Source organism: Proteus sp. HMSC14B05 (assembly GCF_001808035.1).
In the GTDB taxonomy this organism is placed as follows: domain Bacteria; phylum Pseudomonadota; class Gammaproteobacteria; order Enterobacterales; family Enterobacteriaceae; genus Proteus; species Proteus mirabilis.
The window spans coordinates 225,106-240,421 of record NZ_KV791969.1; the positions used below are offsets into that span (position 1 = coordinate 225,106).

General features: G+C 35.5%; 16 protein-coding genes. 8 read left to right on the plus strand and 8 right to left on the minus strand.

From position 1 onward, the window contains the following. Nucleotides 1–55 precede the first annotated feature (55 nt). The gene (locus tag HMPREF3129_RS03495; protein WP_004243094.1) at nt 56–478 is read left to right on the plus strand and encodes a hypothetical protein; all 423 of its coding nucleotides are present in this window, start codon (nt 56–58) and stop codon (nt 476–478) included. A 136-nt stretch (nt 479–614) separates the two neighbouring features. Further along, entirely contained in the window at nt 615–2,180 is a 1,566-nt protein-coding gene (tyrR, locus tag HMPREF3129_RS03500) for a transcriptional regulator TyrR (RefSeq protein WP_004243093.1), read from the plus strand. A 99-nt stretch (nt 2,181–2,279) separates the two neighbouring features. Here tyrR and tpx read toward each other — a convergent pair whose 3' ends face one another. Next, nucleotides 2,280–2,783 (minus strand): thiol peroxidase, encoded by a 504-nt coding sequence (gene tpx / locus HMPREF3129_RS03505; protein WP_004243092.1) that lies wholly within the window; start codon nt 2,781–2,783, stop codon nt 2,280–2,282. 225 nt (nt 2,784–3,008) lie between these two features. Between tpx and HMPREF3129_RS03510 the strand changes: the two genes are divergently transcribed. Then, nucleotides 3,009–4,628: a peptide ABC transporter substrate-binding protein gene (locus HMPREF3129_RS03510; RefSeq protein WP_036918391.1), complete on the plus strand. Its 1,620-nt coding sequence runs from the start codon at nt 3,009–3,011 to the stop codon at nt 4,626–4,628. A 356-nt stretch (nt 4,629–4,984) separates the two neighbouring features. Here HMPREF3129_RS03510 and HMPREF3129_RS03515 read toward each other — a convergent pair whose 3' ends face one another. Then, nucleotides 4,985–5,545 (minus strand): outer membrane beta-barrel protein, encoded by a 561-nt coding sequence (locus HMPREF3129_RS03515; protein ID WP_004243090.1) that lies wholly within the window; start codon nt 5,543–5,545, stop codon nt 4,985–4,987. A 292-nt stretch (nt 5,546–5,837) separates the two neighbouring features. Further along, nucleotides 5,838–6,170: a DUF4377 domain-containing protein gene (locus tag HMPREF3129_RS03520; protein ID WP_004248145.1), complete on the minus strand. Its 333-nt coding sequence runs from the start codon at nt 6,168–6,170 to the stop codon at nt 5,838–5,840. A 364-nt stretch (nt 6,171–6,534) separates the two neighbouring features. Between HMPREF3129_RS03520 and zntB the strand changes: the two genes are divergently transcribed. Continuing rightward, a complete protein-coding gene (zntB, locus tag HMPREF3129_RS03525; RefSeq protein WP_004243087.1) occupies nt 6,535–7,518 on the plus strand; it encodes a zinc transporter ZntB in 984 nt (327 codons plus the stop codon). A gap of 314 nt (nt 7,519–7,832) precedes the next feature. Here the strand turns inward: zntB and ttcA are convergent, their stop codons facing one another. Both ttcA and leuE read right to left on the minus strand, forming a co-directional pair. After that, nucleotides 7,833–8,753, minus strand: coding sequence for a tRNA 2-thiocytidine(32) synthetase TtcA (ttcA, locus tag HMPREF3129_RS03530; protein ID WP_004243086.1), 921 nt, complete (start codon nt 8,751–8,753; stop codon nt 7,833–7,835). A 348-nt stretch (nt 8,754–9,101) separates the two neighbouring features. Beyond that, nucleotides 9,102–9,770, minus strand: a complete 669-nt coding sequence (gene leuE, locus HMPREF3129_RS03535) for a leucine efflux protein LeuE (protein WP_052124560.1) — start codon at nt 9,768–9,770, stop codon at nt 9,102–9,104. A gap of 440 nt (nt 9,771–10,210) precedes the next feature. Here leuE and HMPREF3129_RS03540 point away from each other — a divergent pair, with 440 nt between their 5' ends. Then, nucleotides 10,211–10,513, plus strand: coding sequence for a putative quinol monooxygenase (locus HMPREF3129_RS03540; RefSeq protein ID WP_004243082.1), 303 nt, complete (start codon nt 10,211–10,213; stop codon nt 10,511–10,513). Between the two features lie 88 nt (nt 10,514–10,601). Here the strand turns inward: HMPREF3129_RS03540 and gloA2 are convergent, their stop codons facing one another. Then, nucleotides 10,602–10,991 (minus strand): SMU1112c/YaeR family gloxylase I-like metalloprotein, encoded by a 390-nt coding sequence (gloA2, locus tag HMPREF3129_RS03545; RefSeq protein ID WP_020945701.1) that lies wholly within the window; start codon nt 10,989–10,991, stop codon nt 10,602–10,604. Nucleotides 10,992–11,343: 352 nt separating this feature from the next. On the opposite strand from gloA2, the gene HMPREF3129_RS03550 reads away from it, so the two are divergent. Beyond that, nucleotides 11,344–11,880: an Ail/Lom family outer membrane beta-barrel protein gene (locus HMPREF3129_RS03550; RefSeq protein WP_004243080.1), complete on the plus strand. Its 537-nt coding sequence runs from the start codon at nt 11,344–11,346 to the stop codon at nt 11,878–11,880. A gap of 147 nt (nt 11,881–12,027) precedes the next feature. Here the strand turns inward: HMPREF3129_RS03550 and HMPREF3129_RS03555 are convergent, their stop codons facing one another. Further along, complete coding sequence (locus HMPREF3129_RS03555; RefSeq protein ID WP_036918389.1) at nt 12,028–12,357, minus strand: HI1450 family dsDNA-mimic protein; 330 nt, start codon at nt 12,355–12,357, stop codon at nt 12,028–12,030. A 107-nt stretch (nt 12,358–12,464) separates the two neighbouring features. Then, nucleotides 12,465–13,925 (minus strand): cardiolipin synthase, encoded by a 1,461-nt coding sequence (gene cls, locus HMPREF3129_RS03560; RefSeq protein WP_004248139.1) that lies wholly within the window; start codon nt 13,923–13,925, stop codon nt 12,465–12,467. 307 nt (nt 13,926–14,232) lie between these two features. Here cls and HMPREF3129_RS03565 point away from each other — a divergent pair, with 307 nt between their 5' ends. Together HMPREF3129_RS03565 and tonB are read left to right on the plus strand one after the other, a co-directional pair. Further along, nucleotides 14,233–14,412, plus strand: coding sequence for a YciY family protein (locus tag HMPREF3129_RS03565; protein ID WP_004248137.1), 180 nt, complete (start codon nt 14,233–14,235; stop codon nt 14,410–14,412). A gap of 115 nt (nt 14,413–14,527) precedes the next feature. Then, a complete protein-coding gene (gene tonB / locus HMPREF3129_RS03570; RefSeq protein WP_036918388.1) occupies nt 14,528–15,253 on the plus strand; it encodes a TonB system transport protein TonB in 726 nt (241 codons plus the stop codon). Nucleotides 15,254–15,316 lie beyond the last annotated feature (63 nt).

Below are 15,316 nucleotides of genomic sequence, written 5' to 3' on the forward strand. Positions count from 1 at the left end.
TTTTATATAATAGTGTTTTTATATAAGTTTATATCTAAAGTGCGAGGAAAGAAAAATGAAGATTGAAACAATAAAAAAACTTTCAAAACAAAGACGCAAGTTTTATATTGGTTCTTCTTTGAATATTACTCATATTAACCGTCAATTGGCCTTTTTAACGCCTATTTTGGATGATGCAATTGATAAAATAAAATATGCACAACAAAAGCAAGCTCTATTATCACCAATTAAAGAAACGGCACAGATCTTTGAGTATGTAAAAAACAATAATAAAAAGAAAGCAGCGATATATGCACTAGATTATCTCATTTTTTGTTTTTCTCATGGTTGTTGCACAATCAAAAAATTTATAAGAAGAGAACTTATGTTTTTATTGGAAAGGATCAAGCATTTTATCGCTTATGAGTTAAAAGAGATCATTCAGCCTTCAACATTTTTCTGTTTTAATTTTTTAAAAGCGTTAAAAAAGCATTTATAATCAAAATATCACCTCTTTTGTGTAAAAATAAATGCTAATAGTGTCAACTTTTGCTGACAAAGCCCTTTATTTAATTGATATTAATGTATAATATCAGCAATTAGTTCAGGGGCACTCAGTATTAAGAAGGTTTAAAATGCGCTTAGAAGTTACCTGTAAAGATCGCATCGGGTTAACCCGCGAATTACTCGATCTACTTGTATTAAAAAATATCGATTTGCGTGGAATTGAAATCTTTCCTATTGGTCTTATTTATCTAAATTTTTCGCAAATCGATTTTAATATATTTCAACCTTTAATGGCTGAAATCAGAAGAATTGAGGGGGTTATCGATGTTCGTACTGTGGCTTTTATGCCATCAGAGCAAGAGCATCGAGCTATGTGGACACTATTAGAATCAGTACCTGTCCCTGTCTTTTCTATTAATACCAAAGGTCAAATTAAGTTATTAAACCCAGCTACACGGCATCTGTTTGAATTAGATGAAAATGATAAAAATGAAAAATCTTTTAACCAACTGATACCTAACTTTAATATCCATCGCTGGTTAGAACAAAAAGATCCTCATGCTGAAATTATCTCCATCAAATTAAAAAAACAACATTTTGATATGGAGATTGTGCCAATAAAACTGACTGATGATAATCAGTTTAATCATTGTGTTGGTGCACTCATTTTATTGAAATATCGCGGAATAATTCATGAGCATCCGAAATTAATTGTTAATGATAATTCGGGGTTTGAACAAGTTATTGCTGTTAGCACCCCCATGAAACAATTAGTTGAACGCGCTAAAAAAATGGCAAAAATGGATGATCCTTTATTATTAGTGGGGGATACGGGGACGGGCAAAGATCTATTTGCTAAAGCTTGCCACTTATTAAGTCCTCGAGCCAGAGAGCCATTTTTAGGCCTTAACTGTGCCTCTATGCCTGATGATGTGGTTGAAAGTGAGTTATTTGGTTATGCGGCAGGTGCATATCCTAATGCTATCGAAGGTAAAAAAGGTTTTTTTGAACAAGCCAATCGAGGCACTGTTTTGCTGGATGAAATTGGCGAAATGTCGCCACAAATGCAAATTAAACTCCTGCGTTTTTTAAATGATGGTACTTTCCGTCGTGTTGGGGAAGAGCACGAAGTTAAAGTTGATGTTCGAATAATTTGTGCAACACAAAAAAACTTATGGGAATTAGTACAAAAAGGGTTATTTAGGGAAGATCTCTACTATCGACTTAATGTATTGACATTAACTCTACCACCGCTACGGGAAAGAAAAGCGGATATCATGCCGTTAGCACTGCATTTTATTAATCAATATTGTTTAGAGCAGAAAGCATCAAAACCTGTTATTTCCCCTGATTTATCTGCTTATTTAGTACAATATGGCTGGCCTGGTAATGTTCGTCAATTAAGAAACACAATTTATCAAGCCATGGCTCAGTTAGTAGGCAATACATTGCGACCTCAAGATATTGCCTTGCCTGAGCATACTGCGGATACTTTATTTGATGAAGATTTGCTTGAAGGCTCGCTAGATGAAATGACTAAGCGATTTGAAGCTTCTATTTTAAGGCGTTTATATCGTGATTATCCAAGTACACGTAAACTGGCTAAACGTTTAGGTATTTCTCATACCGCGATCGCAAATAAATTACGTGAATATGATTTAACAAGTAAAAAAGCGGATAAAACAGAGAAATAATACTATATTACAATGTGTTAATGGTTTTTATTTAAACAAACGGGCTATATCAGCCCGTTTGTTTTTTACATTACTCGGTATGAATAACGTTATTGTCAATTATTTTAGTACAGCTAATGCTGCGTCATAATTAGGTTCAGTGGTGATTTCATCAACTAATTGGGTGTAGATAACGTTGTTACTTTCATCAAGTACAATCACAGCACGGCTAGTTAATCCCGCTAAAGGACCTGACGTAATCGCGACACCGTAGTTTTCTTTAAATTCCGCACCACGCATTGTTGATAATGTGACAACATTATCTAAACCTTCAGCACCGCAAAAACGTGCTTGTGCAAAAGGTAAATCTGCTGAAATACACAGTACAACGGTATTATTTAATTCGTTGGCGACTTTATTAAATTGGCGAACACTCGCTGCACAAACACCAGTATCTACACTTGGGAAAATATTTAATACTTTACGTTTGCCGGCAAATTGCGCTAAAGAAACATCATTTAGATCTTTACCTACTAAAGAAAAATCGGCTGCTTTTTGGCCTACAGTGGGGAAATTTCCAGCTAAAGTCACCGCATTACCTTGTAAAGTCACTTGATGTGCCATTGTTGTTCTCCTTTGTTACTTATTGAACTAACCATTATTAATACTAAATTATTAACGATAATATTCGTTAATGCGTAACCATGATTAAAATTTGTCTACATCTCTAAAATAAAAGAGTGAAAACGGTAAAATTGATAAAATTTTTGCAATCAGTGATTGTGCCTTTTTATCAGGCTTTTATAATTATTAAGTTAACTCGCTTATAGACTACAGGACGAAACAGACATGCGCAAAATATTCGTTATATCATGTGCACTTGTCGTTCAAGGATTGCTCATATCACAGGCTAATGCGGCAGTGGTGCCATCAGGAACGATACTCGACAAAAAACAGGAAGTAGTGCGACATTTAAAAGATGAACCCGCATCACTTGATCCCATTAATGCCGTAGGTTTAACGGAGGCTCAAGTTCAACGAGACTTATTTGAAGGATTAGTGATAGAAGATGAGCGAGGGCGTCCCATTCCTGGAGTGGCACAATCATGGCGAACAGAAGATAACCGGGTTTGGATTTTTACATTACGTGATAATGCTAAATGGTCAAATGGCGAAAAGGTGACGGCTTCTGACTTTGTTTATAGTTGGCAAAGATTAGTTGATCCAAAAAATCTTTCTCCTTTTGCTTGGTATGCAGCCCTAGCTTCTATTGAGAATGCCCAAAAAATTATTGATGGTAAATTAAAACCAACCTCGTTAGGTGTGGAAGCCATTGATGAAAAAACGTTAAAAGTTACCTTAGAACGACCTGTTCCTTATTTCCCTAGTTTAGCAACCAATTTTTCACTTTATCCTGTACCTAAACACACAATCGAAAAATACGGTTCAGAATGGATCAAAGTAGGTAATTTAGTCGGTAATGGGGCTTTTATACTAAAAGATCGCGTTGTGAATGAGAAAATTGTGTTAACGCCAAACCCTTACTATTGGGATCACCACAATACGGTGTTAACCAAAGTCACTTTTGTGCCTATTAATCATGAATCACAAGCGACTAAACGTTATTTAGCTGGGGATATTGATATTACAGAGTCTTTTCCTAAACACTTATATCACAAATTGATGAAAGATATTCCTGATCAAGTGTATATCCCTGAGCAGTTAGGTACTTATTATTATGCATTTAATACACAAGCAGGGCCTACCAAAGATATTCGGGTTCGCAAAGCGTTAGCTATGGCAATTGATAGAAAAATTATTACTGATAAAGTCCTTGGTACTGGAGAAAAATCAGCGAATCGCTTTACTCCTGATGTGACGGCTAATTTTACGCCTGAGCCAACGCTATATGATGAATACAGTCAGGATGAATTAGATAGCCAAGCCAAAATATTGTTATCAGCAGCCGGCTATGGTCCTCATAATCCTTTAACTCTCTCTCTGCTTTATAATAATTCAGAAAATCATCAAAAGATCGCCATTGCTGTTGCTTCTATGTGGAAGAAAAAGTTAGGCGTAAAGGTAAACTTACGCAATCAAGAGTGGAAAACTTATATTGATAGTCGTAATTCAGGTGATTTTGATGTGATAAGAGCGTCATGGATAGGCGATTACAATGAACCCTCCACATTTTTATCTTTATTAGGCTCTAAGCATGCTGGAAACATCCCAAAATATCAGAGCCAGCAATATGATGAGATTTTAGTCCAAGCCAATATGACGACAGATGAAGAGGAAAGAAATCGTCTCTATAATCGTGCAGAACAGGTTATTGCGGAAGAGGCGCCTATTGCCCCTATCTATCAGTATACTAATGGGCGTCTAATTAAACCTTGGCTAAAAGGTTATCCCATTGAGAATCCTGAAGATGTCGCTTATAGCCATATGCTGTATGTTATAAAGCATTAAATAAGTGTTACAGGCAATAAGATAAGAAAGCCAAAATATTAGCAAAGAGTACGTAATGATTATTGCGTACTTTTTTTTTAGGGGAAGAGAGATAGAGAAAAAAAATCCCTCTGTTATGCAACAGAAGGAGACTCAAAAGGAATAAACATTGCAAAATTATGTTAATATAATTTTGCATGAATGTTTTGACTAATCGTGCAGTTGATGCAAAGTATAAATTTATACTTTTTATTTATAGGTATAACTACTTAATATAGCCTTATAATTATAATTTCAGTGGTCAGTAAACGTATTTTAACAACAAATAAAATTGATAAGATTATTTTTAACTTATGTTATCGTTTATTTATAAAACATTAAAAACGATAGCCTAGGGATAATTGGATACTATTTAGTCTAATATTATGTTTGTTTGACTCAGTATCTGAATGTAAATAGCCAAGATTAATGCCTACATTTTTTCTAAGGCTATAATCAATACCCGCTTGAAACATCACATTGGTGGTGTCGACGATAATGGTATCGGTTACCGCAACGCCTGAATAACTTTTATCAACTCGATATTTTAATTTTTTAGGCCCCATTTGGGCGTAGATAGCCAAAGAAGGTGTAATTCGATACGTTGGGCCTATTAACAATGCAGAAACCTTTGCATGTTCATCTTTTGTGCCTAGTTTAAGTGAGCTAGCGTCTATAAAATGGCTTTGATGTGTTGACTTGATATGCAGTAATGAAAGTAACATTCCCCAGTGAATATCGGATCCATAGTGATAACTTATTATTGCACCATTTGCTTTGTGGTTTTTTATTTTTCCATATATGTAACCGCCATAAATTGCCTGATTATTCTCAAAAGCATGTAGTGATGGAGAGAAAGGTAAAATAAAGCTTATAAATAAAATAAGATTTTTTTTCATTATCGCGTATCTAATTTGTTGGAGATGGCGATATTTTTAGTGAGTTAATAACATATTTCAAGTTAATTTCTTTGGAATGATTCTTAAAAAAAACTAGCATTCTTATTGAGTTAAAAGAAATTATTTTGGTATTAATAGAAGGGTAATTACTATAATCTTAGATAATATAAGATATTTTATAAATAATCGTTATTATTATTGGATCTTATTTATAATTTATAGCTAAAGGAAAGCGTAATAATAGCGAAATAAACAATGGATCCGAAAATCCATTGTTTAGCTAGTGAGTTACTTACTTTTTATCTAAGATCTCAACCAGTGTATATTTGATGCTTGGTGCATCCGCAGGAGGATTAGGAATATCTGTAACTTTGACTTTTACTTTGTACTGCGTTCCCGCTTGGTAATCAAATCCTTCGATATTTTGATAGAAGAGAGACCATTCACCAGCAGGTAATTCTTTTACTTTCATGCATTTCATTGGCGCAACACCAACACAATCATAAAGCTGAGAGTCAATAAGCAGTGTTTTTGTCGAATCGTTCATAACTTGGGTGTTGGTTCCTGTCGCTGTATTGCATCCTGCTAAAAGTAAAAATAAAGGAATGGTGAGAAACTTTTTCATATTAATAGCCTTATTTCAGGGGCGACAAATTAATTAAATATTTGCGTTTATTTTAAGCAAATTTCATTTTTATGACTAATATCTAGTGCCAATCGATAACCTAAATATAGGCATATATTGAAAAATCTATTATAACCTAATAATTAATGCTTATTTTAGTGTAAAAATCTTAAAGTAGAAAATATTTTACTCAATAATGTTGTTGTAGATGGGGGAACGTGATGGCGTTAATCTAGGCTAAATAGTGGCTTGATTTAACCTCTTGCAACATAATCAAATAAAGGCAATATTATTGATTGTTTACATGATTTTAGAAAAAAGCATAAAATTATATTTTAAATGATGGTATCAAGGAGGACGAATAATGAAAAGTGTCAATAACGCTATAATCGAAGATTCTGATGCTATCTATACGGCTCAGCTTAATGGGCATGGCGGAATTATGCCGATCACGGCTAATAGCATAGCAAGTAATGAAAGGCCTTTTTGGGTTCATCTCGATTATCGTAAACCCAAAAGTGATCAGTGGATTAATCAGACTGAGTTACTTCCTCCTATCGCAAAAGATGTGCTTTTAGCTGAAAATGTTCGACCTAAGGCACAGCGTATCGGGGAAGGGGTTATTATTAATTTGCAAACGATTAATAACAACCCCGATGATCGGCCGGATGAACTGATTGCGTATCGTATTTATATTAATGGTCAAATGATTATTTCGAGCCGACATCGTCGCGTTAATTCCGTTGATTCGGTGATCCACTCTTTAGAAGTGGGTGATGGTCCAGAAAATAGTGGTAGTTGGTTGATCACTATGGCCGATGCAGTGACAGATGAAATAGGTGATTTTGTTGAAACACTTCATGACCAATTAATTGAGTTGGAAGATATGATCCTCGATCAGCAAATTCCGGCTCGAGGTGAATTGGCATTGCTACGTAAGCAACTGATTGTGTTACGCCGTTATATGGCGCCACAACGTGATGTATTCTCTCGACTCTCTATCGAAAAATTACCTTGGATGAGCGACAGTGATCGCATTAGTTTGGTTGAAATATCAGAACGTCTCTCGCGTCGATTAGAAGATTTAGATAGTAGTATTTCTCGTACAGCCGTTATTGCTGATGAAATTACTTCAATGATGGCAGATGCGATGAACAGGCGCACATATACCATGTCATTAATGGCGATGCTATTTTTGCCCACGACCTTTTTGACAGGACTATTTGGGGTTAATTTAGGGGGGATCCCCGGTAATGAGTTTCCTTATGGCTTTGCTATATTTTGCTTTTCACTGTTTTTCTTGATTGTGATTGTTGCTTGGTGGTTAAAGCGTAGTAGGTGGTTGTGAAATTTCAGCAAATTAATCGTAACTAAATGGATTTAAAAAAGAATTCTCTAACTCTGTTTGAGATATATCAATTTTTTAAATGCCAACATCTGGCATTATAACTCTCGCAGGTGAATACAACGTTGAGCGATGAACGTTGTGCTCCATAATTGTAGTTTTTCTCATATTGAGTTCTTAATACAGAATAATTGACCATTATTACACCGATGTTAAATAAACATCGGTTTTTTTTTGCTTATTATTCTCGTCATAAGCAAAGCATATTAAACCCCAGCGCAACGACGATGGTTTGCTAGGGATAATACTGGCTATGCTTATTTTACCTCAACAACATCCAATCTAGCTTGGCTAAAGTCAGGACGCTCATCTTCATCATCGGAAAGAATAGGGCTTGTTGGAATATCATCCTTATCAAATGCTAGATCACCGCCGTTAATAATCTCATCACCCTGTTTGATATTAGCAAAGTCAAATAATTGGGTATCACATAGATGCGAGGGAACAATATTTTGGGTTGCCCTAAACATGGTTTCAATGCGCCCAGGGTAACGTTTATCCCAATCTCTTAGCATCTCTTTGATCACTTGGCGTTGCAAGTTAGGTTGAGAGCCACAAAGATTACACGGAATAATAGGGAAATTTTTTGCTTGAGCAAAACGCTCAATGTCTTTTTCTCTGGCATAAGCCAATGGACGAATAACGATATGTTTTCCGTCATCACTCATTAATTTAGGTGGCATGCCCTTTAGCTTTCCACCATAAAACATGTTCAGAAACAGCGTTTCTAAAATATCATCACGATGGTGGCCTAAAGCAATTTTTGTTGCCCCAACTTCGGTGGCTGTACGGTATAAAATACCACGACGTAAGCGAGAGCAAAGTGAACAGGTGGTTTTACCTTCTGGAATGATCTCTTTTACAATACCGTAAGTATTCTCTTCAACAATTTTATACTCTACACCCAGTTGCTCAAGATATTCAGGTAAAATATGCTCAGGGAAGCCCGGCTGTTTTTGATCTAAATTAACGGCAATTAAGGAAAATTGTATTGGCGCGCTTTTTTGCAAATTCATTAAGATAGATAGGAGAGTATAGCTATCTTTCCCGCCAGAAAGGCACACCATGATTTTATCGCCATCTTCAATCATATTAAAATCAGCGATAGCTTGCCCAACGTTACGGCGTAAGCGTTTTTGTAATTTGTTAAAATTATATTGCTCTTTTGGGATGCTCATTTTTTACGGTTCTATATCGTTGCTAAGGTTTTTTAACTTACTTTAAAGGGGTTTTCTGCTTTGTTTTCAATTTGTTGTATGACGTGCTTTATCGGAATAACATAATATCTATGCGTTTAAACGAATAAAGCTAAAAAGCAAAATTTAATCACCACTTATTGCAAGGAAATGATAAGCCGACAATGATAACAGAAGCATCGCGCATTTCGAAACTGCTAAGTAAAATAATCGCCACCCTGTGGGGCTGACTTACTGACCAAGATAGTAACGGGGAAAATAGCGATTACTATAAAGATAATCGCTATTGATAACAACAGCCCCTTATTTAAGTCACTAAAGGACGTCTATTTAAGAGGAGAGTGTGGCAAGTTTGGTGGCAAACCCCATAAAAAATAGCCCAACAATACCATTTCCCAGTTTAGCGATATTTTTACGTGAACCGAAGAAACGCGCCAATGCTACACCACCAAAAATAAGAAAAGAGAGATAAACAAAGCTAAATGCTTCAAGCATAGAAGCTAAGATCAAGTAGGATAAACCAGTATGTGCATAGTTAAAGTCGATAAATTGCACAAAAAAGGAGATATAAAACAAAATCGCTTTGGGGTTGGTTAAGCTTAATGTTAATGCCTTACGAAATACATGCTCTTGAATACAGTTTGTCTCAGTATGGCTTTGCTTTTTGGCAAAGAAGTTAGCATGAATAATTTTGATACCGAGATAGAGTAGATAAAAAGCACCTAAGAAACGGACAATAGTAAAAAGCACAGGAGAGGCTTTAATAACTGATGCCACACCGATAAATGCTAAGAAAATTAAGATAGCATCGCCAATAAAAACCCCTAATGCGGCTCGATAACCTGCACCAGCTCCTCTTGATGCACTGGTTTTAAGCACATAAAGGGAATTAGGGCCGGGGACGATAATAATAAAGAACATACCCGCAAGATATGTCCAAATATTGAGCACTCCAAATTGTTCAAGCCACACAGTAACCCCCATACTTTTACTGTACATGATATAAACATTGACCTGTTATTATATAAAGAGAAACAGAAAAATTTAAACGCCTATTTTTATACACTTTTAGCATAATTATTCGTAAATAATGATTTTTATACAGAAAGTAAGTTGTTTTTTAGTAGAAAATAGGGGGGAAGATCATCGTGATACAGAACAAAAGTGAATAGGGTCAATATTATCTTAAAAAGTAGAGTTTATCTTATTGATTTATCTATTTTTATCAAAAATAATAGCAACGTATACACTTGCATATAAAACTAAGGAAATAGATCATGGCAACCACTTTTCTACCTATTGGTCTTTTTGGGCCATTAAACCCTATTGGTTTGGGCGGTATTATGTTTGAATTTTTCTATTATTTTTAATCATAATATAACCTCTATAATAGTAAATAGTACCTCATCACCATTCTATATTAATAGTAAGGGATATTTATGATAAAGGTTATTGCAGAAGATTTTATTAAATCAGCATCAATAGAAACGGTCTTACCACTTTACCAAGAATTGGTGAAAGCTAGCCAACAAGAAGCACTTTGTATTAGCTATGATTTATTTGTTGATGAGAAAGATCCCGGTCACTTTATTTTTATTGAATCATGGCCAAATAAAGAAGCACTAGATATTCATTGTAATAGTGAACATTTTCGTCGCATCATTCCGATGATTAAACAATATACAAAAGCAGAGTCAAAAATCACTTTAGTCAATAGTGTATTTGATAAAAATATAGATTAATCATTTTATGTCTATATTTTAACGTATTAATAAATAATATATTAATTGGGGCCGCATTATTTATTGCGGCCTTGTTATATGTTGTGAACTATATTGAATAAAGCTCTAAAGGTAAGCCATCGGGATCTTGAAAAAAGGTAAAACGTTTTTGGCTACTAGGATCAATACGTATTGGCTCACATTGAATATTGTTTTGTTGTAAATAAGCAACTGAAGCATCAAGATCGTCCACTGCAAATGCCACATGGCGTAGACCACGTGCTTCTGGGTAACTTAAACGTGCTGGCGCATCTGGGAAGCTAAATAATTCAATTTGGTAGACTGTACCTAACGCAAGCTCAGCTTTCCAAGATTGTATTTCTTCACGGTATTTTTCATTTAATAGGGTAAGCCCCAGTATTTGACAATAAAAATGTTTGCTGACGGTATAATCAGAACAAATAATCGCCACATGATGAATTTTATTTAATTTTAACATTGATAACTCAACTAATAAAAAAATAACATAAGATAAATTATGCTATAAAGATAGCATAAAATAATAGATTTAATAATATTTATTTTATATAAGCGTATGATTTTTTATTTTTATATTTTGGTTAATTTAGAATAATCAAAAACAATAACAATTCTTAATATTTACTTAATGGTGGATAAAAATAATATAAGTTTACTCTAATTAAAGAGAGAGATTTTATTTTCATTTTATTAATAAGAATTTCTTTATAATAAATGTTTTTTATTGTATCGTTTTTATTGTTTAAAGATGCTTAACTTCATAAAAAATATAATTTTTTTAGTTTTTTTGTTATTTTATATAGAGAATAAAAATGAAATTTAATTTTTTGCTTTCAACTTCAATACTCGTTGTTTCTACTCTTTCTTTTAATGCTTATGCAACATTAGAAAATACAGTGTCGATAGGGTATGCTAAATCTAAATTGAAAGTCGATGAAGATTTAATAAATGATAACCTTAAAGGTATTAACTTAAAATATAATCATGAAGTAGCTAATGATTGGGGCGTTATCAGCTCGTTTTCATATGCAAAAAATAAAAATGATGGTTATGATCATTGGGGATATGCAGGTACTTCAAAGATTAGCTACTATTCGTTAACGGCAGGTCCAAGTTACCGCCTTAACAATTATGTCAGTGCATATGGACTAATAGGTTTTGGCTATTTTCATGAAGACTTTCACTACTATGATGAAAGAGAAAAAGAAAATAAGATATCAATGGCTTATGGATTAGGTGTACAAGTAAACCCAATCACTAACTTAGCTATTGATGTTTCTTATGAATACTCCAAACTATATGATATTGATTTTACTACTTGGGTAGTGGGTATCGGTTATCGTTTTTAATCAAAGGTGTCACACACGATAGTCAATATATTTTCTAAGGTCGCTTTTGCGACCTTTTTAGTCTTTATATAAGCTACTTTTAAACAAATTAAAATTGATAAGTTCGCCAGTGTAGTTAAACAGACAAATTGTGTGGTTATTAAGAAGTTAAGATTTCCAAATAATATGGTACATGGGTTGCAGGGGATCACGACTAATTAATACACGACCAAAAATATCATCAATATCGGCGTTTTCATCCGGTGCAAGACCGATAATCACTTCACTAAACCGGGCTGATGAAACAGGTAAACCGACAATAAATTGCCAATTATTCCCTAATGTAACAACTTCAGCTGCACCTCGTTCTTCAAATTGTAAATTAAAAAGCAGCTGATCGGCTACATCAAGATTATCAGCGGCTTGCGCTAAAAAGAGATCATAGGCTTGTTCTAAAGCTTCTTCTTCACTGATTAAGGTTGGTTGGTTCATGGTCATGCCTATAAATTATGTCAATATTGTCGCGCTATTTATATCGATAGTTAGCTGTTTTCGCTAACTATTTTATTGTTGATATAATTACTGAGCTGATTGTATCACTCTTTCTAGAGAAGTGGGCTAAAGAAATAACAAAGGCGTTCTAACACCCGATTCATAAATGGACGTTTTTCCCATTCATCAAGAGTAAGTTGTGTTGAACGGGCAATATAATCATATTGTACGATGCTAAGATCACTAGCAAAACATTCATCATCAATCACAACAGTTATTTCAAAATTAAGCCATAAACTACGCATATCAAGGTTAACCGAGCCAACCATACTCAGTTGACCATCAACCATCACACTTTTTGTATGTAATAGGCCATCTTCAAATTGAAAAACTTTTACACCCGCCTCAAGTATTTCAGTAAAAAAGGCTCGGCTTGCCCAACGTACCAGGAAAGAGTCATTACTTCGTGGCACAATAATACTGACATCCACACCACGCATAGCGGCGGTTGAAATGGCATGAGCCAGATCGTCACTTGGCACGAAGTAGGGGGTTGTCATGACTAATTCTTTTCTGGCTGAATAGATGGCCGTAATTAATGATTGTTGAATGAGTTCTTCAGGAAAGCCGGGGCCTGAGGCAATCACCTGTGTAGTATGCCCATTTGCTTGTTCAAATGGCATAATATTGTTATCTGGCGGCGGTGGTAAGTGGCGTTCACCGGTTTCCATTTCCCAGTCGAAAGCATAAATAATACCCAGTGTCGTAGAAACAGGGCCTTCCATTCTGACCATAATATCAATCCACTGACCGACACCCGCATCTTGTTTAAAATAGCGTGGGTCGACCATATTCATACTGCCGGTATAGGAAATGTAGTTATCAATTAATACTATTTTACGATGCTGACGTAAGTCCATACGACGCAAGAAGAAACGGAACAGATTGACTTGTAATGACTCGACAAATTCAATGCCGGCGGCTCGCATTCTTGCAGGGCCATTGGTGCGAAAGAAACTACGGCTTCCTGCAGAATCCACCATAATGCGACATTTTACACCACGTTTAGCCGCTTGAATAAGGGCTTCAGTGACTTCCTCTACCAATCCTCCGGATTGCCAGATATAAAACACCATTTCAATATTATCGCGCGCATTATTAATATCACGCGTGATGGCATTTAATGAGTCTTCGCAAGTTGTTAGTAGCTGGATCTTATTACCTTTTACACCATTAATACCTTGGCGTTTAGCGGTTAACTGAAAAATGGGCTCCGCAACATCACTATAGTGTTTAGCGAAAATATGTTTACATTTTTTTAATTCTTCAAGCCATGCAACTACGGAAGGCCACATCTGCCTAGCATGTTCGACACGGCGTTTACCAAGATGAAGTTCACCAAAGGCAAAATAGGCGATAACACCGACTAAAGGAAGGATATAAATAATCAGTAGCCATGTCATCGTTGAGGTGACAGGTCGTCGATGCATTAGGACACGAAATGTGACCCCTGCGATCAATAGCCAATAGAAGAAAAAAGTTAGCCAACTTAATACAGTATAAAATGTTGTCATAGTAAAGCTATTTTCCGTTGAAAAAGAATCGCATGAATAGGTCGGAGGCAATTTACTAACAATAGTTCATTATTTCTATTATTTGCCAAATGTTGTTATTAAATCAGGATTATTTTCTCTGTCAAATCTCTCTGGTAAGAGATAAACATCAAATAAGTCGCTATATACTTATTTTGATACATTTTATTTTTGAGAGAAAGGTATAAAGCATAAATAAAAAATAAGGCAAATTATCAATCCCCCCTTGGATCATAAAATGAACGTCCTATAATACACCACTTATTTGAAAAAATAGGTATTGATTGCAATGAGACATAGCAGGAATGAAGTGGCACGTTGGCGAATGATGAGACAAGCGTTACGTCGCCGTCGCCGTTGGTTAGAGGGTCAATCACGCCGTAACTTACGTATTTACCAAATGCGTAAGCTTGATACTTCTAGAAAACATAGAGCGCTGTTGTTCGTGCAATACACCGAACTAAATTGATCTTTAGCTTTTTTAGTTGTTATAGCAATCATTTTGATAAACGTTATTGAATATGATTGCTATTTGCATTTAAACTAGAGGCATTATTTTTTGTTTAGGTGAAATAAGATCAGTTATGCGCTTTAAGCTTTGGGTATTTATATCACTGTGTTTGCATGCCTCGCTTGTTGCGGCTGCCATACTGTATGTTGTAGAAGATAAGCCAATTGCACCAGAACCTATCTCTATACAGATGCTAGCCTTTGCTGCAGATGAGCCGGTAGGAGAGCCTGAGCCTGTAGTTGAAAAGGTGACGCCTCCGGAGCCTGAGCCTGTTGTCGAGCCAGAACCTGAGCCAGAACCAGAACCGATCCCAGATGTAAAACCGGTGATTGAAAAACCGATAGAGAAGAAGCCCGAACCGAAACCAAAACCTAAGCCAAAACCGGTGGAAAAACCAAAGCCACCTGTCGAACGGCCACAGCAACAGCCATTGGCGCTGAACAAGGGAAATGAGATGAAAAATCTTAATCCCAACGCTACACCGAGTAATAAAGGTGAGGAAAAGCCTGTTGCGACAACTAGCCAAGGGGAAGGAAAAGTACCTAATGTGCTTCGCCAAGGGTTACCTATCTATCCTCCTCGTGCCAAGGCAGTGGGTATTGAGGGTTCAATAAAAGTACGCTTTGATATCGATGCCGATGGACGGGTAGATAATGTAGAAATTCTCTCTGCTAACCCAAAAAATGTCTTTGAGCGCGAAGTGAGAAAAGCAATGCGTCAATGGCGTTATGAGAAAATCCCTTATAAAGGTAAAGTGGTTATCATTGATTTTAATATAGATGGTGTTTCTGCAAGTTAATAAGAAGCCATTGATTGATAAAGCGTCACATCACTCAATGATAAAAAAAGGCACTTTTGATAA